22 protein-coding genes, 6 tRNA genes, 2 pseudogenes and 1 riboswitch are annotated in these 26,680 nt (G+C 67.9%); of the genes and pseudogenes, 19 read left to right on the top strand and 11 right to left on the bottom strand.

Features of this window, described 5'->3' with window-relative positions; all coding sequences use genetic code 11:
• Positions 1 to 47: 47 nt before the first annotated feature.
• Positions 48 to 195, bottom strand: a riboswitch (FMN riboswitch).
• 39 nt (positions 196 to 234) lie between these two features.
• The 6 genes from rpe to QF050_RS15720 all read right to left on the bottom strand — a co-directional run bounded on the left by rpe (position 235) and on the right by QF050_RS15720 (position 5,245).
• The gene (rpe, locus tag QF050_RS15695; RefSeq protein ID WP_308931256.1) at positions 235 to 912 is read right to left on the bottom strand and encodes a ribulose-phosphate 3-epimerase; all 678 of its coding nucleotides are present in this window, start codon (positions 910 to 912) and stop codon (positions 235 to 237) included.
• 70 nt (positions 913 to 982) lie between these two features.
• On the bottom strand, positions 983 to 2,614 hold the full coding sequence (locus QF050_RS15700; protein WP_308931257.1) for a transcription antitermination factor NusB: 1,632 nt from the start codon (positions 2,612 to 2,614) through the stop codon (positions 983 to 985).
• Positions 2,611 to 3,531 carry a methionyl-tRNA formyltransferase gene (gene fmt, locus QF050_RS15705; RefSeq protein WP_308931258.1) on the bottom strand — a complete coding sequence of 307 codons (921 nt, stop codon included), beginning with the start codon at positions 3,529 to 3,531 and terminating at the stop codon, positions 2,611 to 2,613. The genes QF050_RS15700 and fmt overlap by 4 nt, the downstream gene beginning before the upstream one ends.
• Positions 3,528 to 4,130 (bottom strand): peptide deformylase, encoded by a 603-nt coding sequence (gene def / locus QF050_RS15710; protein ID WP_308931259.1) that lies wholly within the window; start codon positions 4,128 to 4,130, stop codon positions 3,528 to 3,530. The genes fmt and def overlap by 4 nt, the downstream gene beginning before the upstream one ends.
• A gap of 78 nt (positions 4,131 to 4,208) precedes the next feature.
• Entirely contained in the window at positions 4,209 to 5,069 is an 861-nt protein-coding gene (locus QF050_RS15715) for a cytochrome (protein WP_308931260.1), read from the bottom strand.
• Between the two features lie 104 nt (positions 5,070 to 5,173).
• Positions 5,174 to 5,245: transfer RNA gene (locus QF050_RS15720), tRNA-Val, on the bottom strand.
• A 364-nt stretch (positions 5,246 to 5,609) separates the two neighbouring features.
• Here QF050_RS15720 and QF050_RS15725 point away from each other — a divergent pair.
• The 7 genes from QF050_RS15725 (at position 5,610) to QF050_RS15755 (ending at position 7,955) form a co-directional block, all read left to right on the top strand.
• A tRNA-Gly gene (locus QF050_RS15725) sits at positions 5,610 to 5,682 on the top strand.
• A gap of 47 nt (positions 5,683 to 5,729) precedes the next feature.
• Positions 5,730 to 5,800, top strand: a tRNA-Cys gene (locus QF050_RS15730).
• 37 nt (positions 5,801 to 5,837) lie between these two features.
• Positions 5,838 to 5,909, top strand: a tRNA-Val gene (locus QF050_RS15735).
• 54 nt (positions 5,910 to 5,963) lie between these two features.
• Positions 5,964 to 6,036 (top strand) — tRNA-Gly (locus QF050_RS15740).
• A gap of 33 nt (positions 6,037 to 6,069) precedes the next feature.
• Positions 6,070 to 6,141 (top strand) — tRNA-Val (locus QF050_RS15745).
• Positions 6,142 to 6,281: 140 nt separating this feature from the next.
• Positions 6,282 to 6,545 (top strand): antitoxin, encoded by a 264-nt coding sequence (locus QF050_RS15750; protein WP_308931261.1) that lies wholly within the window; start codon positions 6,282 to 6,284, stop codon positions 6,543 to 6,545.
• A 177-nt stretch (positions 6,546 to 6,722) separates the two neighbouring features.
• Entirely contained in the window at positions 6,723 to 7,955 is a 1,233-nt protein-coding gene (locus QF050_RS15755) for a benzoate/H(+) symporter BenE family transporter (protein WP_308931262.1), read from the top strand.
• Here QF050_RS15755 and zapE read toward each other — a convergent pair.
• Entirely contained in the window at positions 7,952 to 8,989 is a 1,038-nt protein-coding gene (gene zapE / locus QF050_RS15760; protein WP_308931263.1) for a cell division protein ZapE, read from the bottom strand. The genes QF050_RS15755 and zapE overlap by 4 nt on opposite strands.
• Before the next feature lie 216 nt (positions 8,990 to 9,205).
• Here zapE and QF050_RS15765 point away from each other — a divergent pair, with 216 nt between their 5' ends.
• From QF050_RS15765 to ybaK, 3 genes are read left to right on the top strand one after another with little or no spacing between them, the layout of a single operon-like run.
• Positions 9,206 to 10,129, top strand: coding sequence for a sulfurtransferase (locus QF050_RS15765; protein ID WP_308931264.1), 924 nt, complete (start codon positions 9,206 to 9,208; stop codon positions 10,127 to 10,129).
• 29 nt (positions 10,130 to 10,158) lie between these two features.
• Complete coding sequence (locus tag QF050_RS15770; protein ID WP_308931265.1) at positions 10,159 to 10,620, top strand: SufE family protein; 462 nt, start codon at positions 10,159 to 10,161, stop codon at positions 10,618 to 10,620.
• A gap of 11 nt (positions 10,621 to 10,631) precedes the next feature.
• Positions 10,632 to 11,144, top strand: coding sequence for a Cys-tRNA(Pro) deacylase (gene ybaK, locus QF050_RS15775; protein ID WP_308931266.1), 513 nt, complete (start codon positions 10,632 to 10,634; stop codon positions 11,142 to 11,144).
• Here ybaK and QF050_RS15780 read toward each other — a convergent pair.
• The 3 genes from QF050_RS15780 to QF050_RS15790 are packed head-to-tail and all read right to left on the bottom strand — an operon-like array spanning position 11,141 to position 14,860.
• Entirely contained in the window at positions 11,141 to 11,965 is an 825-nt protein-coding gene (locus QF050_RS15780; protein ID WP_308931267.1) for an SDR family oxidoreductase, read from the bottom strand. The genes ybaK and QF050_RS15780 overlap by 4 nt on opposite strands.
• A gap of 38 nt (positions 11,966 to 12,003) precedes the next feature.
• A complete protein-coding gene (locus tag QF050_RS15785; protein WP_308931268.1) occupies positions 12,004 to 13,575 on the bottom strand; it encodes a succinic semialdehyde dehydrogenase in 1,572 nt (523 codons plus the stop codon).
• A 1-nt stretch (position 13,576) separates the two neighbouring features.
• Complete coding sequence (locus QF050_RS15790; protein WP_374121535.1) at positions 13,577 to 14,860, bottom strand: alpha/beta hydrolase family protein; 1,284 nt, start codon at positions 14,858 to 14,860, stop codon at positions 13,577 to 13,579.
• A gap of 127 nt (positions 14,861 to 14,987) precedes the next feature.
• Between QF050_RS15790 and QF050_RS15795 the strand changes: the two genes are divergently transcribed.
• The 9 genes and pseudogenes from QF050_RS15795 (at position 14,988) to QF050_RS15835 (ending at position 25,066) form a co-directional block, all read left to right on the top strand.
• A complete protein-coding gene (locus tag QF050_RS15795) occupies positions 14,988 to 15,479 on the top strand; it encodes a hypothetical protein (RefSeq protein WP_308931269.1) in 492 nt (163 codons plus the stop codon).
• Positions 15,480 to 15,538: 59 nt separating this feature from the next.
• The gene (msrB, locus tag QF050_RS15800; protein ID WP_308932188.1) at positions 15,539 to 16,015 is read left to right on the top strand and encodes a peptide-methionine (R)-S-oxide reductase MsrB; all 477 of its coding nucleotides are present in this window, start codon (positions 15,539 to 15,541) and stop codon (positions 16,013 to 16,015) included.
• Between the two features lie 172 nt (positions 16,016 to 16,187).
• Positions 16,188 to 17,555 (top strand): DUF6421 family protein, encoded by a 1,368-nt coding sequence (locus QF050_RS15805; RefSeq protein WP_308931270.1) that lies wholly within the window; start codon positions 16,188 to 16,190, stop codon positions 17,553 to 17,555.
• Positions 17,552 to 18,286 carry an SDR family NAD(P)-dependent oxidoreductase gene (locus tag QF050_RS15810; protein ID WP_308931271.1) on the top strand — a complete coding sequence of 245 codons (735 nt, stop codon included), beginning with the start codon at positions 17,552 to 17,554 and terminating at the stop codon, positions 18,284 to 18,286. The genes QF050_RS15805 and QF050_RS15810 overlap by 4 nt, the downstream gene beginning before the upstream one ends.
• A gap of 43 nt (positions 18,287 to 18,329) precedes the next feature.
• Positions 18,330 to 19,428 (top strand): annotated as a pseudogene (locus QF050_RS15815) (low specificity L-threonine aldolase).
• A gap of 58 nt (positions 19,429 to 19,486) precedes the next feature.
• Complete coding sequence (locus QF050_RS15820) at positions 19,487 to 20,137, top strand: DUF3000 domain-containing protein (RefSeq protein ID WP_308931272.1); 651 nt, start codon at positions 19,487 to 19,489, stop codon at positions 20,135 to 20,137.
• Between the two features lie 39 nt (positions 20,138 to 20,176).
• A complete protein-coding gene (locus tag QF050_RS15825) occupies positions 20,177 to 21,511 on the top strand; it encodes an HRDC domain-containing protein (protein ID WP_308931273.1) in 1,335 nt (444 codons plus the stop codon).
• Between the two features lie 117 nt (positions 21,512 to 21,628).
• Positions 21,629 to 22,909 carry an acetyl-CoA C-acyltransferase gene (locus QF050_RS15830; RefSeq protein ID WP_308931274.1) on the top strand — a complete coding sequence of 427 codons (1,281 nt, stop codon included), beginning with the start codon at positions 21,629 to 21,631 and terminating at the stop codon, positions 22,907 to 22,909.
• Positions 22,906 to 25,066: pseudogene (locus tag QF050_RS15835) on the top strand (3-hydroxyacyl-CoA dehydrogenase NAD-binding domain-containing protein). The gene QF050_RS15830 and the pseudogene QF050_RS15835 overlap by 4 nt, the downstream one beginning before the upstream one ends.
• Before the next feature lie 55 nt (positions 25,067 to 25,121).
• Here QF050_RS15835 and QF050_RS15840 read toward each other — a convergent pair.
• Positions 25,122 to 26,678: an ATP-binding cassette domain-containing protein gene (locus QF050_RS15840; RefSeq protein WP_308932189.1), complete on the bottom strand. Its 1,557-nt coding sequence runs from the start codon at positions 26,676 to 26,678 to the stop codon at positions 25,122 to 25,124.
• Positions 26,679 to 26,680: the final 2 nt, after the last annotated feature.

Consider the following 26,680-nt stretch of genomic DNA (forward strand, 5'->3'; position numbering starts at 1 on the left):
ATACGACAGCAGAACGCTGCGGAGCCCAAAGGCCCGCAGATACAGCTGTACGTGCTTCTCTCATCCAGACTTTAACTGTCGGTACCGGAATTCCACCGGTTCAACCGTCTGCCGGGTCCTCGTCGGAGGACACCGGCTCGCGGGTCGCGGACTGTCACCGCCGGTTCGGACTTACACCGACCCCGGAGCACGTATGTGTGTTGTTATTGTGCCACAACCGGCAGGGGCCGCCGGTTATTCCGTCGCCGCACGTAACGTCCGGCTTCCCTTGGCGCGGAGCAGGTCGATGGCTGCGGCGGGATCGTCCGCGCCGTAGACCGCGGAACCGGCCACGAAGACGTTGGCGCCGGCTTCGGCCGCCCGGGTGATGGTCTCTTCGGTGATGCCGCCGTCCACCTGGATGGCCACTCCCAGTCCCGAACCGTCAACGGCTGCCCGGGCCCTGCGGATTTTAGGCAGCGTGACATCCAGGAACGCCTGGCCGCCGAAGCCCGGCTCCACCGTCATGATCAGCAACATGTCCAGTTCCGGCAGCATGTCCAGGTACGGCTCAATGGCCGTGGCTGGACGAAGGGCCATCCCGGCCTTGGCTCCCCTGCTGCGCAGTTCCCGCGCGAGCTTGATGGGTGCAATGGAGGCCTCGGCGTGGAAGGTGACCGACGCCAGCCCGGCGTCGGCAAACCCGGGCGCCCAGCGGTCAGCATCGGCAATCATCAGGTGCGCATCAAGCGGAACGGGGCTGACCGCCTGGATCCGCTGCACCACCGGCAGCCCGAGGGTCAGGTTGGGGACGAAGTGGTTGTCCATCACGTCCACGTGCACGGCGTCGGCATTGCTGATCCGCTGCAGTTCGGCCTCAAGGTTGACGAAGTCGGCGGAGAGGATGCTCGGGTTGATGCAGCATTGCGTCACGGAAGTGCCTTTCGCTGAAGGTGCTGGTGTGTTTGGGAAGAAAGTTCCTGCCTGCGCAGGACTTTCTTGATCAGGACTTCTTTTTGATGAGGGCCAGGAACATCGCGTCGGTGTGGTGGATGTGGGGCCAGAGTTGGGCCGTCAGCTCGTGCCCGGCGCCGAGGTTGCCGGTGAGGCTGACAGCGTCCAGCGCGGCCCCGGCGTCAAGGAGTTCAAGGTCGTCGCGTTTCCGGATGGCGTCAGCCACTACGGCGGTGGTTTCGGCCGGATGCGGCGAACATGTGACATACGCCACCACTCCTCCGGGCCGGACGGCTGCCAGGGCGGATGCCAGCAGCTCGCGCTGCAGGGGGCCGAGGTCTGCGATGTCCTTGGGCGAGCGCCGCCACCGGGACTCCGGACGGCGGCGCAGCGCTCCCAAGCCTGTGCAGGGAACATCCACCAGGACGCGGTGGAAGCTTTCGGGTTGCTCAGCCCCCACATCACGGCCGTCTCCGGTGCGGACCTGCCAGCTGTCGTTCGGCACGGCGGCCAACGCCTGGCCCACGAGCTTTGCCCGGTGCGGTGCCGGTTCGTTCGCCAGGAGCGTGGCCCCCCGCTGGTGGGCCAGTGCCCCCAACAGTGCCGCTTTCCCGCCGGGCCCGGCGCACAGATCAAGCCACGCCTCGCGGGAAGCGTCCGCCGCTGCGGTTGGCCCGGCACCAGCCTCCGCCGCCGTGCCGAGGTCGACGGCGGCCAGCGCCCTGGCCACCAATTGCGAACCGACGTCCTGCACGCGGGTGGTTCCGGCGCGGACAGAGGACAGGCGGCCCAGGTCCCCGCCGCTGGACAGTGCGGATCCCTCCACCAGTTCACCGGGGGTGGCGCCGGTTTCCAGGGCCTCATCCAGGCTCCCGAGCCCGGGCAGGGCCACCAGGTTGACCACGGGTGCGGCGTTGTCAGCTTCCAGCAGCGCGTTGATCTCCGAAGCGGAGCGGCCGTGGGCCACCAGCGATTGCCGCATGGCCCGGACAATCCACTCCGGATGGGCGTACCGCAGCGAAGCGATCTTCGTTTCGTCGGTTTCCCCAGCCACCAGCAGGTCCAGCCATTCATCAAGGGTGCGGGCCGTGACTTTGCGGAGGACGGCGTTGATCAGCGCCGAGGGGCCTGCACCGATGACGGCGCGGGCAAGCCCAACGGTCTGGTCCAATGCCGCATGGGCCGGGACCCTCATGGCCAGCAACTGGTGGACGCCTATCCGGAGGGCGTCGAGGACTGCCGGATCAAGCTGGTCAAGCGGCCTGTCCACGCACCGGGCCAGGATGGCGTCGTAGGTGCCTTGGCTTCGCAGGGCACCGTAGCTCAATTCCGTGGCGAAGCCGGCGTCCCGTTTGTCCAGGTGGTGGTGCCGGATCCGTGCGGGCAGCACCAGGTTGGCGTAGGCATCCTCATGTGCCACCGCGCGCAGCACCTCGAAGGCCACCAGCCGCGCGGGGTCGGCGCGCCTGGTCCGCTGTGACGGCGCCTGTTCCGTGAAGCTCCGTTGCGGCCCCCGGTTGCGTTCCCTTCCCTTGGCGTTCCGCCGGCTGGCATCGCCGGGACCGCCGTTGCCGCGGCCGCCGCCACCGGATCCACCACTGCTGCCTTGGCCGCTTTGCCCGGCCCTGCCGCGCCCTCCGGGCCTGCCCTGGCCGCCCGGGTTTGCTCCGGAACCGCTCATTCGAACACCACGCCCTCCACTGAAGCCAGACCGCGCGCCCAGTCGGCGGCAGCCATCATTTTCTTGCCGGCGGGCTGGATCCGGGTGAGTTCCACCGCGTGCGACCCCGTTCCCACCACAACGCTCTTTTCCTGGACTGTCACCGCCCCCGGCGCAAGGCCGGCAATGTCCGGCCGGAGCCGGACAGGCTCGAGCTTGATCCGCTGCCCGTCCAGCATGGTCCAGGCGCCTGGCTCGGGGGTGACGCCGCGCGCCCGCCTGCTGATGGCGAGAGCCGGGTGGGCCCAAGTGAGGCGGCCATCGTCCAAGGTCAGCTTCGGTGCCAGTGTGACGTCGCCCGCCTGTGGCTGCGGCGCCGCTTTTCCGGCGTCGATGGCCGAGAGTGTCTGCGCCAGCAGGACCGCTCCGCTGTGTGAAAGCCGCTCGAGCAGGTCGCCTGCGGTGTCGTGGGCGCCCACGGGCTCCGTCAGGGTTCCGAAGACGGGACCGGTATCGAGTCCTTCTTCAAGCCGGAAAGTGACGGCGCCGGTGAGGTCGTCTCCGGCCATCACGGCCCGCTGTACCGGCGCCGCCCCGCGCCAGGACGGCAGCAGGGAGAAGTGCAGGTTGACCCAGCCGTGGCGGGGTATTGCCAACGCGGCCGGCGGGACCAGGCCGCCATAAGCGACGATGGCTGCCACATCCGGCGCGGCCGCCGAGATGCGTGCGGTGGTGTCGGCGTCGACTTTGGCCGCATGAATGATGTCGATGCCGAGTTCAGCGGCCCGCCGGGCAACCGGGGACGGCGTCAGCACGCGCTTCCGGCCCAGCGGCGCATCGGGGCGCGTCAGGACCGCGACCACTTCAAAGCCTGCGTTGACCAGGGCATCGAGCGACGGAACGGCGACGGCCGGTGTACCAGCGAACAGGACCCTCATTCGGGGGCGCCAAAGCTGGAGCCGGAGGCGCTGGGCCCACCAAAACTTGCGCCGCCGAAGCTGGACCCGACACTCTTGGCCCGCTTTGCCGTGGTGCGTTCGGTGACGGCGTCGTAGTTGGCGTTGCGGATGGAGCGCAGCGCTGCCTTCCGGTCGTCGCCCTCCAGCCGGTCGGTGTAGAGGATGCCGTCCAGGTGGTCGGTTTCATGCTGGAAGCACCGAGCGAGCAGTCCCTCGCCTTCGACCGTCACCGGGTTGCCGTTCATGTCGACTCCGGTGACCCGGGTGGTGCGGAAGCGGCGGACCGGAAATCCGAGCCCAGGGATGGAGAGGCAGCCCTCCACATGGTCCGGCTGGTAGTCCTCGCTGTTTTCCAGCACCGGGTTGATGATGTGGCCTTCGACGCCGTCGATGCGGTAGGTGAAGACACGCTTGCTGACGCCGACCTGCGGGGCGGCGAGCCCGGCGCCCTCCACGTCCTCCATGGTTTCGGTCATGTCGGCGACCAGTTTGGCAAGTTCGGGTCCGAATTCCGTCACGGGATCGGCCTCTGTGCGCAGCACAGGATCGCCAATGATGCGGATATTCAGGATAGCCATGCGCAGTTATTCCTCACGGTTGGCGGAAAGGGGAACCTGTCCAGTTTAGGTGCAGTCCCCTGCCGTGGCGGCTGCTGCCTAGGCGGTGCGGGCCTGTGCCAGCGGCGGCGGTGCGATGGGCAGCAGCGCTGTGCCGGCACTATGGGTGTCCGCGGACAGTTCCCATACCCGGCGCAAGGCGCAGAACTTCCACCAGTGATGCTTGAGGACCTCGGGGTTGGCGCGGACGGGCCGCACCTCAGTTTCACCGATGGCGACGGCCAGCAGGACCGGGTTGTCGCCGTATTTCCAGGGCTCCCAGGTTCCGGCTTCCGGATCCACCAGGCTCTCTTCGGCCTTCATTCCGGCGACCAGCTGCATGACCACCTTGTCATCGAGCGGCTTGACCAGTCCGTCGCGGGTGGTGCCCTTGGTCTTGTAGTCGATCAGGCAAACGCGGCCGTTGATGCGGGCTACGAGGTCGAGGGTTCCGGCGTAGCCCACCGACTGGTTCCAGACCGTGATTTCCGGGGCGACGGGCTCCACCCGGAAGAGCTCCCACCACTCGTCAAAGCGGACGGCGAAGGCTTCTTCCCCGTTGGCGGCCAGGGCCTCGCGGGCTTCCTTCATGGTGTGCGGGCGCCCCAGCGCACGGAGCGCCACCTGCTCACAGTAGTTGTGGACCCGGTCCCCGCGCCTGGCGGCGTCGTCCCGGTAGGTTTCGGCGGCCTTCGCCGCCCGGTTGATGGCCTGCTTGATTTTCGCCGGGCTCCCCAGGCAGTCCGACAGCAGGGGATCTTTGGCCAGGCTGCTCGCACCCATGTAGCCGAACCAGCCGTCGAGGCCGTGCGGTTGCTGGCTGATGACCGTGGTGATGGACGGCACGGAGAACTGTTCAGACGTGGACCGTGCGTACATCCGGCCGTATTCAGTGGCGTGGGCAAGAAGCGGATCAGTCATACAAAAGACTCTTTCACAGGGGGCCGACAAAATCTCCGGACGCAGGATCCGAACACAAAAAAGGTCCGTTTCCGCTGCGTATGAGCGGAAACGGACCTCTGCGGTGGGCGATACTGGGTTCGAACCAGTGACCTCTTCGGTGTGAACGAAGCGCGCTACCACTGCGCCAATCGCCCCGATGCATTTGAATGCTAGCCGACCTCCCGGCCATTTCAAAAATCGGCTCCTGCAGGCAGCAACCGTGCATAGGGGCCGGGGCTGCCTCCCGCCACGTAATGACGTCCCGGTCAATGAGGACGGCCCGATCGCAGAACCCGTTCGTGGCAAACGGATCAGCCCGGGGCGGCCGCTCCCGCCGCCTCCCGTCGTCGTGACTTACACGCTTGTAAGTCTGGAAATCCGCGTCCTGACGCGGAAGTGGAGCCGCATGACCATTGGGAGCCGGGGGCAATTTGGAGAATCCCGGAACCTCCTATATTGTTTTTACTCGTTGGAACGCGAGGAAATGCCGGAAACGGCAGGGAATCAACCCTCCAAAATGCGGACGTAGCTCAGCTGGTAGAGCACCACCTTGCCAAGGTGGATGTCGCGAGTTCGAATCTCGTCGTCCGCTCGCAGGACACTGTCACAGCAAACATTCTTCGGAATCGACGCTAACACGGTGGGTTGGCCGAGAGGCGAGGCAGCGGCCTGCAAAGCCGTATACACGGGTTCGAATCCCGTACCCACCTCGGTGAAAACCATGGTTTCCGGTTTACCGGAGGCAATGGGCGATTGGCGCAGCGGTAGCGCGCTTCCCTGACACGGAAGAGGTCACTGGTTCGATCCCAGTATCGCCCACTGGCAAGGCAACTTGCCCGCAGTAGCACCGGGTTACCGGTTTATCCTGCACACGCGGACGTAGCTCAGCTGGTAGAGCACCACCTTGCCAAGGTGGATGTCGCGAGTTCGAATCTCGTCGTCCGCTCTCTTATATCCCATCAGCCGGTCGTCCGGTTCCGGGCGATTGGCGCAGCGGTAGCGCGCTTCCCTGACACGGAAGAGGTCACTGGTTCGATCCCAGTATCGCCCACACGAACAGCAGCTCTCCGGAGCTGCTTTTTTGTTGTCCGGGCATACGCTCCGGGCGAATTCCCTTGGCACACCTTTCAGCCGCCGATAGGATCGAAGGCGCGAGGAGCGACCTGGCTCCGCGATCGAAGGGAGGTGCTCGTGGGTTTGATTGACGATCTAAAGGGCAAGGCTCAGGGTCTCATCCACGGCAACGAGCAGGCCATCAAGGACGGCATCACCAAGGCCGGCGATCTCGTCGACACGAAGACCGGCGGCAAGTACGCAGGCCACGTCGACAAGATCCAGGATGGCGCTTCCAAGCTCATTGACAAGAACGGAACCCCGGGCCAGGCACCTGCCGCCGGGCAGGTTCCGCCGGCAGCTCCTGAAAATCCGGTTCCACCGGTCGACAGGGCTCCGTAAAGGATTTGGCCAGGGCTTTGCCCCTGCACGTCAACGGGGCGCGGGTCCCGCCGGGAGGCGGCGCCCGCGCCTTTGGCGTTTAACGGCGCTTTTGGCGTCCAGCAGCGGTTTCCACGCATAAGGAGGCCTTGCAGCCCCGATTGCAGGTTCCCAAACCAGCGCCGGTAACCTGCCGGTATGTCCAACTCCCCTGCCCCGTCCGCGGCGAAGGCTGCCCGTGCCCGGATCGAATCCCGGCCCGTCGTGGCCGGGATCGTCACCGCCCTGGTGGGCTTCACCTCATCCTTTGCCGTGGTCCTGGCCGGCCTGAGGGCGGTGGGTGCCGATCCTGCCCAGGCCGCCTCCGGGCTGCTGGCGGTCACGCTTGCCGTCGGGCTTGGTGTGCTGCTGCTCGCCTCGCGCTCCAGGGTTCCGGTGACGCTGGCCTGGTCAACGCCGGGTGCCGCGTTGCTGGCAGCTTCGGGAACGCCCGACGGCGGCTGGCCGGCCGCCGTCGGGGCCTTCCTTGTGGCGGGTGTACTGCTGGCGTTGACCGGGCTGGTGCCCGCGCTCGGCAGGCTGATGGCAGCCATCCCGCCCTCGCTTGCGCAGGCGATGCTGGCAGGGGTCCTGCTTCAGTTGTGCCTGGCCCCCTTCAAGGCCTTGGGCACGGTCCCGTTGTTCGTGGCGCCCGTGATCCTGTGTTGGCTGGTGATGATGAAGTTCGCTCCACGGTGGGCCGTGCCGGGCGCCCTGCTGGTTGCCTTGCTGGCGATCGGGGTTTCCCTGGCCGCCGAGGGGACCACCATTGGCGCCGAAACCCTCATGCCCGCCCTGCTGTGGACCACTCCCGCTTTCACCCTGCAGGCGTTGGTGGGCATCGCTGTCCCGTTGTTCGTGGTGACCATGGCGTCGCAGAACGTCCCCGGGGTGGCAGTCCTGCGGTCGTTCGGATACGAAACCCCGTGGCGGCCCGCCATGCTGGTGACGGGTGCGGGTACCATCCTGGGGGCACCGTTCGGCGGCCACGCCATCAATCTTGCAGCGCTCAGCGCGGCGCTTGCCGCCGGCGAGGAGGCCGGCGCGGACCGGAGCAGGCGGTGGATCGCCGGTTTCGTGTCCGGGCCGGCGTACCTGGTGTTGGCTGCGTTTTCCGCTGCCCTGGTCACTGTGGTGGGCGCGGCGCCGGCGGGGATGCTGGAAGCAGTGGCCGGGCTTGCCCTGCTGGGAACCCTCGCCTCGGCGGTCTCGGCCGCGTTGGCGGACCCGGAAGACCGGATTGCCCCCGCGGTCACCTTCCTGATGGCGGCTTCGGGCCTTGCCTTCGCCGGAATCGGATCCGCGTTCTGGGCGCTCCTGGCGGGCCTGGCGGTGCGGGCACTGCTGGTTCCACGCCGGCAGCGCCGCGTCGGGGAACGGGCCGGGACCTAGGAGGGTTCGTGGTTCTGGCCCTCACGGGCCAGCGCGGTGAGGCGGGACACGGCACGGAAGTACTTCTTCATGTATCCGCCGGTCATCATTTCCTCGGTGAACAGCTTGTCGAATGGGACGCCGCTGGCCAGGATGGGAACGTCTTTGTCGTAGAGCCGGTCTGCCAGGACGACGAACCGCAGTGCGACGGCCTGCTCGCTGATGGTTTCCACGTTGCGCCACACCACGCCGTCGATGCCGTCAATCAGCTGCCGGTAGCGGCTGGGGTGCACGCCCGCCAAGTGGTGGATCAGGGTGGAGAACTCGTCCTGCGCCACGGTCTGGCCGTCGAACTCCGCCTTCATGTGCGTGTTCAGTTCGCTGTTCTTCAGCGGGGCCGGGGCGGCGGGAAGGCCACGGTGCCGGAAGTCCTCACCGTCGATGCGAATGACGTCGAACTGGTCCGCGAGCACCTGGATCTCGCGCTGGAAGTCCACCGCCGCGAAACGGCCGTCGCCCAGGGAACCGGGGAGGGTGTTGGACGTGGCAGCGAGCTTGACGCCGGCGTCGGCCAGTTCCCGCATGAGCCGGGACATCAGGACGGTGTCGCCCGGATCGTCGAGTTCGAATTCGTCGATGCACACCAGCTTGTAGCTGCTCAGCGCCTCCACGGTCTTGCGGAAGGACAGGGCGCCCACCAGGTTGGTGTACTCCACGAACGTGCCGAAGGCCTTGGGCCCGGGCGCTGCGTGCCACAGCGATGCGAGCAGGTGGGTCTTGCCCACGCCGAACCCGCCGTCGAGGTAGATCCCTGCCCTGGATTCGTCCTTCTTGCCGAACAGCTTCTTGAAAAGCCCGCCTCCGTTGCCCGACCCCACGCCGCCGGCAAATTCCTCAAGGGCGCGCACGGCGGCTGCCTGGCTTGGCTGCTTGGGGTCCGGGCGGTAGCTCGAAAAGGAAACCTCGCCGAACCGCGGCGATGGGTAGAAGCCCTTGAGGAGTTCGTCCACCGAAACTGCCGGAGTGCGGGCGGCAAGCTGTTCGATCTGTACCAAGGTGGTCCGTTCTGCTCGTGGTTGGTCCCCAGAAAGGATACCGGCTACCCGGGGCGCAGACGGGCCCGCCACCTTCCCCCGGCACGGCCGCGTGACCAAGCCAACATTTCGTCCTGTTAACGGAATACGGACAACGCCGGAGGCGCTGGCTAGGGTGGGAACAGGTTCCAATGCCGGTCCCACGGTTTCCCGTGCTCTTAGTGAAAGGCCAACGCCATGCCCTACCCGGTTGAACAGAATGAGAAGTTCGCAGCCTACGCCCACCCCGAGCGGCTCGTTTCCACGGAGTGGCTGGCCGCCGCCATCGAGGGCGGCGCTGTGGCCAACGGCGAGCTCATCGTGGTCGAATCCGACGAAGACGTGCTCCTGTACGAGACCGGGCATATCCCGGGTGCCGTAAAGATCGACTGGCACACCGACCTGAACGACGACGTCGCCCGCGACTACGTCGACGGTGCCGCTTTCGCCGAACTCGCGGCGTCCAAGGGCATTTCCCGGGACAGCACCGTGGTGATCTACGGCGACAAGTCCAACTGGTGGGCCGCCTACGCCCTGTGGGTATTCACGCTGTTCGGCCACCAGGACGTCCGGCTGCTCGACGGCGGCCGGGACAAGTGGATTGCCGAGGGCCGCGAACTGACCAGGGAGAAGCCGTCCCCCGCGGCCGGCAGCTACCCGGTGGTGGAGCGCAACGACGCCCCCATCCGCGCGTTCAAGGACGATGTCCTGGCCCACCTGGGCAAGCCCCTGATCGATGTCCGCTCCCCCGAGGAATACACCGGCCAGCGGACCCACATGCCGGCCTACCCGGAAGAGGGTGCCCTGCGCGGCGGGCACATCCCCACCGCCGCTTCCATCCCGTGGGCCCGTGCGGCCGCCGAGGACGGGACGTTCCGCAGCCGTGAAGAACTTGAAGCCATCTACCTTGGCGAGGCCGGCCTGGCCGAGGGTGACGACGTCGTGGCGTACTGCCGGATCGGCGAGCGGTCCAGCCACACCTGGTTCGCCCTGAAGTACCTCCTGGGCTTCGAAACCGTCCGCAACTACGACGGATCCTGGACCGAGTGGGGCAACGCCGTCCGCGTACCGATCGTCAAGGGCGCCGGGCGCGGTTCCGTTCCTGTCGCCGTCGGAGCCTGACGCCGGCTCCCCCGCGTAGACTTGGAACGATGACTACTCAAGCTTTGCCAACCGCCCTGGCGGCGATCGTGGACGATTTCCAGGCCCTGACCGAACCCGAGAGGCTCCAGTTGCTGCTGGAGTTCTCGGAGGGGCTGCCCGATCTTCCCGACCGCCTCAAGGACCACCCTGAACTCCTTGAGCAGGTAGTGGAGTGCCAGTCGCCGCTGTTCCTCACCATTGAGACGGAGAAGAACGACGACGGCCCGGCCGGCGTCGTGCACCTCTACTTCAAGGCCCCGGCCGAGGCTCCCACCACGCGGGGTTTCGCCGGTGTGCTGCACGAGGGCCTGGACGGTTTGTCCGCCGGGGAAATCCTGTCAGTCCCCGATGACATGCCCGAACTGCTGGGTCTCACCAGGGCCATCACTCCGCTCCGCATGCGGGGCATGACGGCGATGCTGGGCAGGATCAAGCGCAAGGTGGCCGCGGCCTCACGCGCTCACGGCTGACCTCGCAACCAATGGCGCGCAAGAACGCTTTCCAGGGAACTCCGGCCACAGCGGCATTGACCGCGGCCGGGGTTCCCTTTGTGTTGCACCCCTACACCCACAATCCCGCTGCCGGGAGCTACGGCACCGAAGCAGCCGTTTCCCTGGGTATCGATCCGTCCAGGGTCTTCAAGACCCTGATGGTGGACGTCGAGGGGAGGCTGGCCGTAGGCATCGTGCCGGTCAGCGGAACCCTGGACCTCAAGGCCATGGCCGCGGCGCTCGGCGCCAAGAAAGCTGCTATGGCCGATCCCGATGCCGCCCAACGGCGGACCGGTTACGTCCTGGGCGGCATCTCGCCCCTCGGCCAGCGCCTGCCCTCCCCCGCTGTCCTGGATTCCAGCGCCCTGGCACTGGAGACCCTGCTGGTGTCCGGTGGCAGGCGCGGACTGGACATCGAACTGGCACCCGCGGACCTGATCCGGCTCACGGACGCCGTGGCGGCGCCCATCAGCTCGGTCACCGCCGGACACTCCAGGCCTTAACCGGGCGGGCGTTGCCCGGAACGGCCGGTGAAATGGTCCATGGTCCGGTTGACGCCCAGCACGTCCATGATCCGGTCAAACGCGCCGACCGGAAGGATCCGCAGCACGGGAAGCAGGTTGACCGCGGGCGGCAGGAACAGTTTGCGGCGGCCGGCCTCGATGGCGTCAAGGACTTTGGTTGCCACCTGCTCTTCCCGGAGGATAGGCAGGAGCAGCGGCCACCGGGTCCGGACGCCGTCGAACATCCCGGTGTCGATGTAATAGGGGCAGACCACCAGGGTGTTGACCCCCGTTTTCGCGGCCCGGAGTTCGGCGCGGAGGGACTCGTCGAAGCCGAACGCGGCGAACTTGCTGGCGGAGTAGTCCGTCTGGCGGGCAACACCCACCAACGCGGCGGCACTGGCGATGGTCACCACGGTTCCGCGGCGCCGGCCTGCCATGCCGCCGAGGAACGCGCGCGTGACCCAGTACAAGGCCATCACGTTGACCTGCATGGTCCGTTCGATGTCCCGGTCCGTGGCATCCAGGAGCCTCCTGCCGCTGACCACTCCGGCGTTGTTGACCACAATGTCCACGGGCCCTGCCACCTCGGCGGCGGTCTTGACGGCTTGGTTGTCCGTGACGTCCACGGCCTGTGCATCGGCGGAGCCGCCGGCGGCCCGGATTTCATCCCTTACTGCCACACCGCGTTCGGCGTCCACGTCCCAGATCACCACCCTGCTTCCGCGTCCGGCGGCACCGAGTGCCAGGCGCCGGCCCAGCCCGCTGCCACCTCCCGTGATCAACACCGTTGCACCGGCAAGCCGGGTTCCTCTGGGCATGTCAGTCCTCCTGGGATCTCGGCGCCACGGACATTGTCCTAGCGGCGGCGGGGAAGTCGGCCCATCAGGATGATGGCCCGTTTCATGATGCGGGCGTACGCCTTGTTCGAGATGCCCGCGGCCGGCGCCACCCGCAGCAGCCGCTGCACCGCAATGGTCTGCGGCTCGGTGTACTTCAGCATGCCTTCCCGGCCGTGGCGGCGCCCGGCCCCGGAATCCTTCATTCCACCGATCGGTGCGTCATGGGAGGCCCAGGTGGCGGCATAGCCTTCATTGACGTTGACCGTTCCCGTCATCAGCCGGCGGCCAACCGCTTCGCCATGGCAGGCAGACCAGACGCTGGCGTTCAGCCCGAAGTCGGAGTCGTTGGCCAAGGTGACTGCTTCGTCGTCATCCGCTGCCCGGTAGATGGCAACCACCGGCCCGAACGTCTCTTCCCGGGCCATGAGCATGTCCCCGGTGACGCCCGCCAGGACGGTCGGTTCGTAGAAGAACGGTCCCAGGTCCGGCCGCCGCCGGCCGCCGGCGAGAAGTTCCGCGCCTTTGGCGAGCGCGTCCTGGACGTGGCGGTCCACCCGCTCAACCTGTGCTGCGCTGATGAGTGATCCCATGCCGATGTCCCATTCGGTTCCCGGACCCAGCCGAATACCCTTCACCTTGGCGGTAAAGGCGGTTACGAAGCGGTCGTAGACGTCCGCGTGCACGTAGATCCGTTCGATGCTGACGCACAGCTGGCCGGAGTTGGAGAAGCAGGCGTGCACCGCACCGGCGGCGGACCTGCCAACGTCTGCGTCCGCCAGCACCAGCATGGGATTCTTGCCGCCAAGTTCGGCGGAGAAGCCAATGAGCCGGGCGCTGCACTGCCGGGCGACAGTTTTGCCGGTTTCCGACGACCCGGTGAACATCAGGAAATCGACCAGCCCGATCAAGGCGGGTCCTATCTCAGGGCCGGGCCCGGTCACGATCTGGAACAGGGCCGTTGGGAGACCGGCCTGCCGGAGCAGCCTGAGCATCAGGAGTGCCGTGAACGGGGTCTGCGAATCCGGTTTGAGGACGATGCCGTTTCCGGCCAGCAGTGCAGGGATGGCGTCCGAGACGGCGAGGGTCAACGGATAGTTCCACGGACTGATGACTCCCACCACGCCCTTGGGCAGCAGGTACTCGGTGGTGCGGGTCAGGGCCGGGAATGCTCCCTTCCGGCGGCGCGGCCGGAGGTATCTTTCCGCGTTGCGTTCGTAGTAGTCCGCCGTCATCACAACGTCCGCGAATTCTTCGAAGGCGCTCAGCCGCGATTTCCCGCTCTCTGCCTGGACCAGGTCCAGGACGTCCCGCTCCCGGTCCAGCAGCAGGTCCCGGAACCGCCGGATCACAGCCCGGCGTTCGGCGACCGGCTTGCCTGCCCAGTCACGCTGCGCACCGCGGGCAGTGACGAAGGCGGTGTCGACGTCGTGCGGGCTGCACACCGGGACATCGCCCACCGGCGAGCCGTCGAACGGCGCATACGTGGCGTGCCGTGGGCCGCCCGGGGCCCCGGTCACCAACCCTTGAAGTCCGGCGGCCAGGTCCCGGCTGCGGGCAGTCAAGGCAGCGACGCCGCCAGGCACTTCCATGTCAGGCCCCGGCCGGGGTGGCCCGGCCCAGCGACCCAGGATTGAGCCGCGGTGCGAGTTGTTGCCGCAGCCACGCTTTGACCAGGCGTTCCCAGCGCTCCGGATCAACGTTCCATTCCTTGGTGTGCCGCGCGTGGTTGAACGTCTCGAACGTCACCATTTCGGGATTCCGCTCGGCCAGCAGGGCGGACGGTCCGTAGGGCACGTACTCGTCGTCGACGCTGTGGATGACCAGCGTGGGCGTCCTCAGCTCGACGGCCCGGGACACCCAGTCCATGACTTTCAGGTCAACGGGAGCCGAGAGGCCGGTGAGCCGGCGTCCCAGCGGATGGCCCAGCATCAGCTGCCCGTACCGGCCCACCAGCGACGGGATCCGGTTCAGCTGGGCGTGGTGGGCCAGCACCGTCACCCAGTCGATGACCGGCGCATCGAGCACCATGGCCCGGATCAGGTGCCGGCAGCGGGACAGGTCGGCAGTCTGCAGGCAGATCGCCCCGCCCATGGACCAGCCGAACAAGACAATTTCTTCGGCACCGTTGGCCAGCGCGTACTCGATGGCGGCTTCAATGTCCTGCCATTCCGTTGAGCCCAGGCCGTAGCGCCCGTCATCGGCCGACGGGGCAAGGCCGTCGTTCCGGTAGGACACCAGCAGGCTGGTCAGGCCCAGTTCCAGCGCCGGACCCACCGCGCGCAGGGCTTCCTGCCGGGTTGCGCCGCGGCCGTGGACCATGATGGCCCACGTCCGCGCGGTCCCTTTCGCCCGTACCAACCAAGCGGGCGCTTCGCCGCGCTCCACGGGGATGAGCACGTCCTCGAACGGAATTCCGGCGGCGGCCGGGTCCGGGTAGGTGGCGCCGCTCCACCATCCCCAGCGGGCCGTTGACAGGTCCCCGCTGTACACGGCCTCAACCTCGCGCAGGACGGTTCGTTCAGCGGGCGAGTAGGACACGATGCGGCCGATCCGGGCGTGGCCCTTGCCGCCGTCGAAGAAGAAGCCGTACACCCCGTCAACGGTGGTGTCGTCGTTGGCTGCCAGGATCACCTGCTGCTTGTGGCCGTCACGGATCACGGCGAGGACTTCCTTGTCCGCCGCGCGCTGCCGCGCGGGGGTGATCACCCTGCGTGCAAAGTACACGGCCAGGGCGGAGGAGCCGGCTCCCAGCAGGCCGGCCAGTGAGCCGCCGGCAATGGCCCCGCCCACTGCCCATTTCGCCCCCGGCGACATCCCGCCGGAATCCCGGGTGGGTGCAGTCACTGCAGGGCGCGCTCGCCGGAAAGGTGCCATGGCTCTATTCTTACCGGCGTTGCCGCAGATACCCGCATTCCCCGGCGTCCGCGGCACGCCCTGCGGCAATCCGCCGGTGTGCGCGGGGTGCAGTGCAGGCGTGCGCGGGCCGGACTAGGCTATGGCCATGAGTGATCCAATCGTCATCCTGACAGAAGAACCCCTTGGCGCGGACGACCGCCTGAACATAGAACGGCTCGTGGACGGGTCGGACAGCAGCCTGGTGGTCCTGGTGCCGGCCAATACCGAGCGGCACCTGCTGGTGGATTTCCTGGAAAACCTGTCCATGCTGGACGTGGCCAAGGCGTTCAGGGAGCTTGCGGGCGGCACTCCCGATGACGCCACCGAGCGGGCGCAGGCGGATGAGACACTCGCGGCCTCCCTCGTGGCGCTGGCGGGCCTCGGCTCCGGGGTTACCGGCCAGGTGGTGGCCGGTAAAGCGGTGGACAGCCTCGTCTCAAAGGTTAAGGAAACCGGTGCCACGCAGGCCGTAGTGATCACGCGGCCGCACGCCGTGGCGGATACGTTCCACACGGATTGGGCCAACAAAGCCCAGGACCAGCTCGGCGTTCCCGTGCTCCACCTGTACGCAGGTTCGGGATTTATCGGCGACTCCTGAGCGTTGGTATTGCCATGAGCATCTTTGGAAACAGCATTTTCGGTCATAAGGCAACGGGCATGGTGGACGTCAACGGGCAAGCGGACACCAAGGAAAGCACTGCAACGGAATCCCCCGTGCAGAAAAGCGATGCCCAGTGGCGGGAAGAACTGACGCCGGAGGAGTACCGGGTCCTTCGCCAGGCCGGCACGGAACGCCCTTACACCGGCGAGTACTGGGACACGCACACGGCCGGCGTCTACCAGTGCCGCGCCTGCGGGACGGAACTGTTCACCAGCAACGAGAAGTTCGATTCCCACTGTGGCTGGCCCTCCTTCTGGGCGCCCCTTGCCGATGGGACCGTGCGCTACATCCACGACCGGACCTTGGGCATGGACCGCGTGGAAGTGCGCTGCGCCGCGTGCGATTCGCACCTGGGCCACGTGTTCGAGGGCGAGGGCTACGGCACTCCCACCGATCAGCGGTACTGCATCAACTCCGTGTCCCTGCGGCTCGTGGCGAAGGACGACGCGGAAGAGGCGCCCTCAGGGAACTGAGGCGCCGGCGCCTGAGGGCGCCGCAGCCGATCGACCAGCTACATGGTGGCCTCGGGACGCGAACAACGCCTCGAGGCCAACACTTGCTTACGCTTAGCGCCGCCGGGCATAAGTCATTCTGATTGCTTGTTACGCTCGCCAGAGAAGCAAGCAACCAGAAAGGCAGCCGACGATGACAGAGGCCCTGACCACCGCCGTTACGGGAATTTCCGCCCGGAACGAAGACTGGCTCCGGCTCAAGGGCGCCGCAACCGCCCTGCAGGCCCTCCAGGCCCAGGACGGCTCGGTTCCCGAGGCCGGGAACCACCCCGAGGCGTCCCGGCATGTATCCGCCATCATCGACGCCATCCAGGCCCTGGCCCCCGCGTTCCCCCACGACGCGGCCTACTTGGACGCCGTCCGCCGGGACTTCTCCGCGTGGGCAACCGGCGGGTTCGCAGTGCCTGACTTTCTGTCCTCGCTTCTGGCGTTCCAACCCCAGCAGCAGCGCCAGGACGGCCTCCAGCACCTGGTGGTCTTCCCGATGTACACCCAAAACGGCAGCAGCAACCGGCTGGTGGAGGCTGTGCTCATCGAGGTCATCTGGCCCGAATTCATTGCCGGGCTGGAGGCCGGGGATTACTCGAACAAGCTGTTCGTCCCCATCCGTTTCGTGGACTTCACCCCCGGCTACGACACCAACTCCGCCGTGCTCTTCCCCGAAACCGTGGCGGTCAGCCGAACCCCCACCTTCACCTGGGGTGCCATCTTCGCGGACCGGGAAGCCGCGAGGTTCCGCCGCGTCCTCAAGGCCGCCGCGGAGATCACGTCCCTGGAGCTGCCGGAGGGCGCCGCGGAACTGCTCGCGGACCAGGACCTGACCGAAGCCACGTTCGTCATGTGGGACCTCATCCACGACCGGACGCACATGCGCGGCGACCTGCCCTTCGACCCCTTCATGATCAAGCAGCGGATGCCCTACTTCCTGTACTCCCTGGAAGAACTCCGTTGCGACCTCACGGCCTTCCGCGAGTCGGTGCGGATCGAAAAGGATGACGACGCCGACCCGCAGGCGAGGAGGCACGCCAAGCTGGTGCAGTACGCCATCATCTTCGACCGGATCTTCCGCTTCGCCATCACCGGCAGCCGGGTCCGCAACTACGACGGCCTGGGCGGCCAGCTCCTCTTCGCCTGGCTGCACCAGCAGCACGTGCTGCACTGGACGGACACCCGCCTGGCCATCGACTGGGATGAGGTGGCGGACGCCGTCATCGCCCTGGGCGAGAGCATCGATGAACTCTACTGGCGCTCGATCGACCGGCCCAAGACCGCGCACTGGCTGGCCGCCTACCGGCTGGTGTCGGCGACCGTCACCCCCAACCCGGCCTCTGTGTGGGCCAAAGGGCCGGACGCCCTCCCGCTGGCGGGAACCCCCCGAGGGCTGACGGACCAGGTGCTGGACGACGAATTTCCGCTGTCCATGTTCTACGAAGCATTGGAGAAGAAGATGCGCCCGGTCATCGAGTCGACCGCCGGAATCACCGGCCGGTCGGCGCTGTGAGCCAGCCCCCGGGGCCGGACGTACCGTCACTGACCATCCTGGTTACCGGCGGCAGCGGCGCGTCCGGAATCGCTGTTGCCCGGGCCCTGGCTGCCGCCGGGCACCGCGTGGCCACGGCGGGCTCCGATGCGGCCCGCATCAAGGCGGCCGCGGAAGAGGCGGGCGATGCCGTCACACCGTTCGTATGCGACCTCGCCGCGGTGGCCGAGGTCCGGCAACTGCGGGACGAGGTCGGCCAGGGCTTGGGAGCGGTGGACGCGGTCATCCACCTGGTGGGTGGCTGGCGTGGCGCCACGGGCATCGCAGACCAGTCCGACGACGACTGGGAGTTCCTGGAGCGCGGCGCCATCACCACCCTGCGCAACGTCTCGCGCGTCTTTTTCGACGACATCGCCGCTTCCCCGCACGGAAGGTTCGCGATGGTGTCCTCCACTGCCCTCGACAAGCCCGCCGCGGCAGTGGCCAGCTACGTGGCCGCGAAGGCCGCCGCGGAAGCCTGGACCATGGCCATGGCGGACGGCTTCCGAAGGGCTTCGACGGAAGGCGGCGGGCAGGCGGCCGCGGTGGTCCTGGTGGTGAAAGCCCTGGTGGACGACGGACTGCGCCGCAAGCATCCGGAACGGTCCTTCCCCGGGGCGACGGACGTGGCTGACCTGGCGGCCGCCGTCGTACGGTTGTTCACCACTCCCGCCGCCGAACTGAACGGTGCCCGGCTCCGGCTGGCGGACTGACCGCCGCCGCGACTGTCCCTACACTGAAAGCGTGAGCAATCCAATGACGACAACAGCAGAAACACGCGCCCCGCAGCGGCTGCACGACCCCGGTGTGCGCGGGTTTGCCTCCGACAACTACTCCGGGGTCCACCCCGAGATCCTTGCAGCCCTGGCCGCCGCCAACGAGGGGCACCAGGTCTCCTACGGCGAGGACGACTACACCGCGCGGCTGCACGAGCTGATGGTTGAACACTTCGGCCCGGGCATCGAATGCTTTCCGGTCTTCAATGGCACCGGCGCCAATGTCGTCTCGCTGCAGTCCCTGCTCCCCCGTTTGGGGCGCCGTGGTGTGCGCCTCCACCGCGCACATCAACATGGACGAGAACGGCGCACCGGAACGCATCGGCGGCATGAAACTGCTCCACGTCCCCACTCCCGACGGCAAGCTGACGCCGGAACTGATCGACCGGGAAGCCTGGGGCTGGGGTGACGAGCACCGAGCCCAGCCGTTGGCGGTCTCCATCACCCAGACCACGGAACTGGGCACCTGCTACACCCCCGGGGAAGTGCTGGCCATTGCCGACCACGCGCACGCGAAGGGGATGAAACTGCACATGGACGGGGCCCGGCTGGCCAACGCGGCCGCCCACCTCGGCCTGCCGCTGCGGGCTTTCACCCGGGACGCTGGCGTTGACATCCTCTCCTTCGGCGGCACCAAGAACGGGCTGCTCTACGGCGAAGTGGTGGTGGCGCTGAACCCCGAGGCAGCACACGGCCTGGTGTACCTGCGCAAGATGGACATGCAGCTTGCCTCGAAGATGCGCTTCCTGTCTGCCCAGTTCATCGCCTTGCTCGAAGGTGACCTGTGGCTGCGTTCGGCCTCGCACGCCAACGCCATGGCAACCAGGCTCCGCGCCGCGGTCGACACCATCGACGGTGTCCGGCCCACCCGGAAGACGGAATCCAACGGCGTATTCGCCGTCCTTCCTCCCGGGGTGGCTGACCGGCTGCGCAGCTCCTTCCGTTTCTACGACTGGGACGAGGCCGCCGGCGAAGTCCGGTGGATGTGCTCCTTCGACACCACCGAAGAAGACGTCGATGCCTTCGCCGCCGCGATCCGCCACGAACTCCGGGAATACCGGGACGGCCGGGACGGGTGACCGGCCCGTGACGGCGAGCCTTCCCGTCCTGCCGCGTCCGGCCCCGTAATCTGCCAAGGTGAACGCACTTGACCAGGTTCCCCCGGCTTTCCTCCACGCCTTGGGAACCCTCAGGAAGGCACAGTGCCGCAAGGAACTGCGCCTCGCCGAGATCCCTGCACCCGCACGCCTGGCACCCTTCGCCGTCGCGTTGGGCGCCGAAGTCATGGCGCCCGGCGCCGGGGCCGCCGCAACTCCCATGCATGGCCCTGCGGCCATGGCCTTCGCCGCCGCCCCGGCCACCGGGGACGAGGACGAAACGGAACTCGCCACGGGGCGCTTCATCCTGCTCCACGACCCGGACGGTTCAGCCGTCTGGGACGGCGAATTCCGCATCGTCACCTACATCCGCGCCGAACTGGAACCGGACATGGGCAACGACCAGATGTTGGGAACCGTGGCCTGGACCTGGCTGGTGGAGGCGCTGGAAAACCACAAGGCGGCCTACCGTGCGGCCGGCGGCACCGCCACCCGCGTCCTTTCCGAAAGCTTCGGCACCCTGGCCGGCCGCCCCGGCTCCATCGACATCGAACTCAGGGCCTCCTGGACTCCGGATTCCTCCGATGTCCAGGCGCACCTGGAGGCGTGGTCGGACATGGTGTGCACCTTCGCCGGCCTGCCGCCCCTCCCCGACGGCGTCACCGCCCTCCCGCACCGGCGCCGAAGCTGACCGGGCTTTGACGGACCTGCCCGGTAAACTGGGGGAATCATGACCCCAAACATTCCGGAAAACACCACGGCCGGCGTCCCGGCTGCTGCTGCCGCACCACACATCACCGTGGAGGGCTTCGACAGCCCCATCCCCGAAATCATCGACCTTGACTCGCCCCGTGACGGTGTTCCCCTGGTCATCGAAACCCAGTCCGGCCTGGAGCGCTGCGCCGCCGCCATCGCTGCCGGCAGCGGGCCCGCGGGTGTGGACGCCGAGCGCGCCTCCGGATTCCGCTACGGGCAGCGGGCCTTCCTGGTCCAGATCCGCCGCGAAGGCGCCGGGACCTGGCTGATCGATCCCGAACCGTTCGGGAACCTGGACATCATTAACGACGCCCTGCGCGGCGTCGAGTGGATCCTGCATGCCGCCAGCCAGGACCTGCCCTGCCTCTCCGAGCTCGGCATGTGGCCGGACAGGCTGTTCGACACCGAGCTCGCCGCCCGCCTGGCCGGGCTGCCCCGGGTGGGCCTGGCCGCCGTCATCGAGCAGTTGCTGGGATTCGGCCTGGCCAAGGAGCACTCGGCGGCCGACTGGTCCACCCGGCCGCTCCCGGAACCCTGGCTGCGTTATGCCGCCCTCGACGTCGAGGTCCTGACGGAGCTGCGCGAGGAACTCATCGAGCTGCTGCAGGCTGACGGCAAGCTGGAGTACGCGGAGCAGGAATTCGCCGCCATCCTTGCGGCCGGCATCGCTCCCCCGCGGGTGGATCCGTGGCGGAAGACCTCCGGCCTGCACCAGATCCGGGACCGCCGGCAGCTCGCCGCCGTCCGGGAGCTGTGGCTCGAACGCGACTCGCTGGCGCAGAAGCGCGACGTCGCGCCCGGCCGGCTCATTCCGGACTCAGCCCTGGTGGCGGCCGCGAAGGCCATGCCCGCCACCGTGCCCCAACTGCTGGGCACCAAGGGCTTCCACGGCCGTGCGGCGCAGCGCGAGGCCCCGCGCTGGCTTCGGTGCATCGCCGCCGCGCGGGACCTTGAAGACCTTCCGCCCCTGCACCTGGCCACCAACGCCCCGCCGCCGCCGCGGGTCTGGGCAGACCGGGATCCGGAGGCCGCCGCCCGGCTTGCCACCGCCCGGCCGCTGCTCCAGGAGAAGGCCGAGGAGCTGAAGTTGCCGCTGGAGAACCTCCTGACGCCCGACTACTTGCGGCGTGTGGCCTGGCGCCCGCCGGCCGAGGTCACGGAGGAATCCATTTCCGCCGAACTGCGGGCGCTCGGTGCCCGCGAGTGGCAGGTGGGACTCACGGCGCCGCTGATCGCGGAGGCTTTCCTGAACCCGCAGCCGCTGCCGCCCAGGGAGCCCAAACCCCTCGCTGCCGCGGGCGGCCAGTAACCAACGCCTCGGCCCTTGCGGGCTAAGTTACTCACGAGTAACATCGGTGGAACCGACGCCATGCTGCTGCCGTCCTCCGGCATGCATCCGGCGCTACGTCTCGATGAGGAGTTACACGTGAGCCAGCACGGAAGCGGCGCATCCCCGCGCACTGTCCGCGACGTCGTCTTTGTAGACGGCATCCGCACACCCTTCGGCAGGGCCGGCGAGAAAGGAATCTACGCCGGGACCCGGGCCGACGACCTGATCGTCAAATGCATCCGCGGCCTGCTGCGCCGCAACCCGTCACTGCCGGCGGAGCGGATCGACGAGGTGGCCGTCGCCGCCACCACCCAGACCGGGGACCAGGGACTCACCCTCGGCCGGACCGCCGCCCTGCTGGCAGGACTTCCGCGGACGGTCCCCGGCTTCGCCGTCGACCGGATGTGCGCCGGTGCCATGACCGCCGTCACCACCACGGCAGGCAGCATCGGTTTCGGCGCCTACGACGTCGTGATCGCCGGCGGAGTTGAGCACATGGGCCACCACCCCATGGGCTCCGGCGCCGACCCCAACCCGCGGTTCATGTCCGAGCGCCTGGTGGATCCGGCAGCCCTGAACATGGGCAACACCGCCGAAAACCTGCACGACCGCTTCCCCGCCATTACCAAGCAGCGTACCGACGCCTACGCGGTGGCCTCCCAGGACAAACTTGCTGCCGCCTACCAGGAGGGCAGGATCCAGCCGGACCTGGTTCCGGTGGCTGCAAGGAAGCCGGGCCAGGGCTGGACCGTCCACAGCAAGGATGAACCACCCCGCCCCGGCACCACGATGGCGGACCTCGAAGGCCTCCGTACGCCCTTCCGCGCGCATGGCCGGGTCACCGCCGGGAACGCCGCCGGGCTGAACGACGGCGCCACGGCCGCTGTCCTGGCGTCCTCCGAAGCCGCCGCCGAACTGGGGCTGCCCGTGAAGATGCGGCTGGTCAGCTACGCCTACGCCGGCGTGGAACCCGAGGTCATGGGCATCGGCCCGGTACCCGCCACCGAAAAGGCGCTCAAGAACGCCGGGCTGACCATAGATGACATTGGCCTGTTCGAGATCAACGAGGCTTTTGCCGTGCAGGTGCTGAGCTTCCTGGACCATTACGGCATTGCCGACGACGACCCCCGGGTCAACCGCTATGGCGGGGCGATCGCCCTGGGCCACCCGCTCGCATCCTCAGGCGTCCGGCTCATGATCCAGCTGGCCCGCCAGTTCGAGGAAGACCCGTCCGTGCGCTACGGCATCACCACTATGTGCGTGGGCCTGGGAATGGGTGGCACAGTGATCTGGGAGAACCCGCACCACCCCGACTACAGTGGAACCCCATCCGGGGACACCACCGCCACCACCGTTTCCGAAGGAGCCACCGCATGAGCGCCGCAGATTACCGCAAGTTGGCGGACCTTTTCCCCAACGAAACCGTGACCCATTCCTATATACAGGACATCGACCTTCCGGGCACGGCAGGCAAGCCGGGGCCGGGCACGTTCGCCCTCATCACCCTCGACAACGACCTCGACCACACCAAGCCCACCACCCTGGGCCCCAACACGCTGGTGGAACTCGGCCACGGCGCTGGAGGGCCTGCGCGAACGTGCAGCCCGTGGTGAGATCGTAGGCGTCGGCGTCACCGGAAAGCCGCACTACCTGGTGGCCGGCGCTGACCTCTCCGCGGTGAAGTCGCTGGAACAGCGCGAGCACGGCCTGTGGATGGCACAGCTGGGCCATGACGTTTACGCGACCCTGGCCAACCTTGGCGTCCCCAGCTTTGCCTTCATCAACGGTGCAGCGCTGGGCGGTGGCCTGGAAATCGCCTTGCAGTCCACCTACCGCACCGTGTCCACCGGAGCAGGCGCGCTGGCACTGCCCGAAGCTTTCCTGGGCCTGGTGCCCGGCTGGGGCGGCGTCTACATCCTGCCCCGCCTGGCGGGCCCGGAAAACGCCGTCAAGGTCATGATCGAAAACCCGCTCAGCAACAACCGCCCCCTATCCGGGCAGCAGGCGTTCGCGCTGGGCATCGCCGACGCCGTCTTCGAACCGGCCGATTTCCTGGAACAGTCGCTGGCATGGGCCGCGGAAGTCATCTCCGGCGACGTCGTCCCGGAACGGGCCAACGCCGTCGACCCTTCCGCTACCGGGGTGAAAGCCCGCTGGCAGGCCGCAGTGGCTGCCGGCCGGAAGTTCGTGGAAGCCAAGACATCCAACGCGTCCCCGGCCCCGGGCAAGGTCCTTGACCTCCTGGAAGCCAACCGCACCATGACAGCGGCAGAGTCCGCCGCCCTTGAGTGCGAAACCCTGGCCGAGCTGATGCAGACGGACGAGTTCCGCAGCACCGTGTACGCCTTCCTGGACCTGGTGCAGAAGCGCGCCAAGCGGCCCGCCGGGGCACCCGACCGCAAACTTGCCCGACCCGTCACCAAGGTGGGCGTGGTGGGCGCCGGACTCATGGCCGGCCAGCTGGCACTCCTCTTCGCGCGCCAGCTCAAGGTGCCCGTCGTGCTGACGGACATCGACCAGGCCCGGGTGGATAAGGGCGTGGCCTACGTCCACGCCGAAGTGGACAAACTGCTGGGCAAGAAACGCCTCAGCCAGGACGCCGCCAACCGCACCAAGGCGCTGGTGACGGGTTCGGTGTCCAAGGAAGCGTTCGCGGATGCCGACTTCGTGATCGAGGCAGTCTTCGAAGAACTGAACGTCAAGAAGCAGGTGTTCAAGGAGGTGGAGGCGATCGTCTCGCCGGAGTGCATTCTGGCCACCAATACCTCCTCGCTGTCCGTGACGGCGATGGCCGAGGACCTGGAACACCCGGAGCGCCTCGTCGGGTTCCACTTCTTCAACCCCGTGGCCGTCATGCCGCTGCTGGAGGTTGTCCGCGCCCCCCGGACTGACGACGCCGTGCTGGCCACCGCTTTTGAACTGGCGAAGGCGTTGAAGAAGAGCGCCGTGCTGGTCAAAGATGCGGCCGCGTTCGTGGTCAACCGCATCCTCCTGCGGCTCATGGGAGAGGTCACCGCGGTATTCGATGAGGGAACCCCGGCGGACGTGGCTGACAATGCGTTGCGGCCCATGGGCCTGCCGATGACGCCTTTCACGCTCCTGGCCATGGTTGGCCTGCCCGTGGCGCAGCACGTCCAGGAATCGCTGCACGCGGCGTTCGGCGACCGGTTCCCGGTGTCCGCCAACCTGGCAACGCTCATCGACAACAACGTGAAGGCGCTCTGGGAAACCGCCGCCGATGGCTCCCGGACCATCCCGCAGGCCACCACCAGCCTGATGTCCGTTGGCTCCAGTCCCTCCACCGGGGATCAGGTGCTGCGCCGCGTCCAGGACGCCCTGGCCGAGGAGATTGGCCTGATGCTGGACGAGGGCGTTGTGGCAGGCCCGGAAGACGTGGACCTCTGCATGATCCTTGGTGCGGGCTGGCCCTTGTTCCTGGGTGGCATCACTCCTTACCTGGACCGGGTGGGAGCGTCCGAGCGGGTGAACGGCCGGCGTTTCCTGGCCCCCGGCGTGGCGTCCCGCCCCGCCTAGGCACTCCCTCCCGCCTGGCCACCACGTCCCGCCTGGGCACTCCTGGGCGGGCTGGTCAGGCAGGAACCAGCCGGCCGCCGTCGAGCGCCACGATGCGGTGCGCCGCCGAGCGTGCGTAGCCCAGGTCATGGGTGACCAGCACGACGGCGGCGCCTTCCGCGGCTGCCAGGCGGACGGCTGCGTCCAGCAGGGCCAGTCCGTCGCCGTCCAGCGCCACGGTGGGTTCGTCCAGCGCCAGAACGGCCGGCTTCCGCGCCAGGACCGTGGCCAGTGCCAGGAGCCGCTGGGCTGAAGCGGGCAGTTCGGCGGGGTGTTCGTGGGCGGCGTCCGCCAGCCCGACTGCCTCCAGCGCCGCCGCGGCACGTTGGGCAGCCAGGGCGGGGCCGACCAGCCGGGCAAGGCCAAAGCCGACCTCCCGCAGGGCGGACCGTTCGAAGAGTTGGTCGCGGGGCTGCTGGAACAACAGGCCCACCGAGGCAGCCGTCCGCCCGACGGGTACGCCCGAGATGTCGGTGCCCCGGACATACACAGCCCCCGCGGCGGGGCGGAGCAGCCCGTTGAAATGCCGCAGGAGCGTGGACTTGCCTGCCCCGTTGGGCCCGGTGACGGCGACGATTTCCCCGGGGTGGGCGGCCAGGTGGACATCCCGCAGCACCACCGCAGGGCCGCCGGGCTCGCCCGCTTGCACATTCTTCCGCCGCCTCCTGCCGGCTCCCTGTACGGCCGGGTACGCGAAGGCAACATCCCGCAGCTGCAATGCCGGGGTCCCCGTCTGTGGCACCACGGGCCGGGGCCCGGCAACCGCGGCGACCGGGGCGGCGGGGCGCCGGATGGCCGGCGGCAACACCCCCGAACCGGCCCCCATGACGGCGGGCGGTCCGCTGCCGGTGACGGTCCCCCCGGACAGCACCACCCACGTGCCGGCCTCCAGAAGCAGTGGATCGATGGCCTGGCTGAGGATGACGACGGCGGTCCCGCGCGCCAGGAGGTCCCGCACCACGGCAGCGAGCCCGTCGACGCCGGCCGCGTCAAGGGAAGCGAAAGGCTCATCCATGACCAGCACCGGCGGCCCTGTGATGATGGCGCAGCCGATCGCCAGCCGGCGGAGCTGGCCGCCCGAGAGCCGGGCAGGATCCTGCCCCAGCTGATCCTGCAGGCCCAGAAGAGCGGCGGTGCGCTCCACCGCGGCCCTCATGGCGGCACGATCCATCCCGGAGTTCTCCAGGCCGAACGCGAGTTCTTCGGCCACGGTGGAGCGGACGGTTGACAGGACCGTGGCAGGATCCTGGGGCACGAAGCCCACATGCCGGCCCCACTGGGCGGGATCGATCCGGGGATCTTCCGGACCGCCGTCGAAATCAAGCCGGGAGCTGGACAGCTCCAGGAAGCCGGCCAGCACTCCGTGGCTGCCCGGCGGCAACCACGCCGCCAGCAGGCGGCCCAGGGTGGACTTGCCGCTGCCGGACGCACCCAGGATCGCCGTGAAGGAGCCTGCCGCGAAGGAAACCGCGACGTCGCGCAGGGCAGCTCTTTCGTCGTCGTGGAACGTAAAGGACCGGATGCCGGCGGCCAGGACCGGGCGGTTGCCGCGAATGGCGGTATCGGCATCCATCA

Origin of the sequence: Arthrobacter sp. SLBN-112 (genome assembly GCF_030944625.1) — a bacterium.
In the GTDB taxonomy this organism is placed as follows: Bacteria; Actinomycetota; Actinomycetes; order Actinomycetales; family Micrococcaceae; genus Arthrobacter.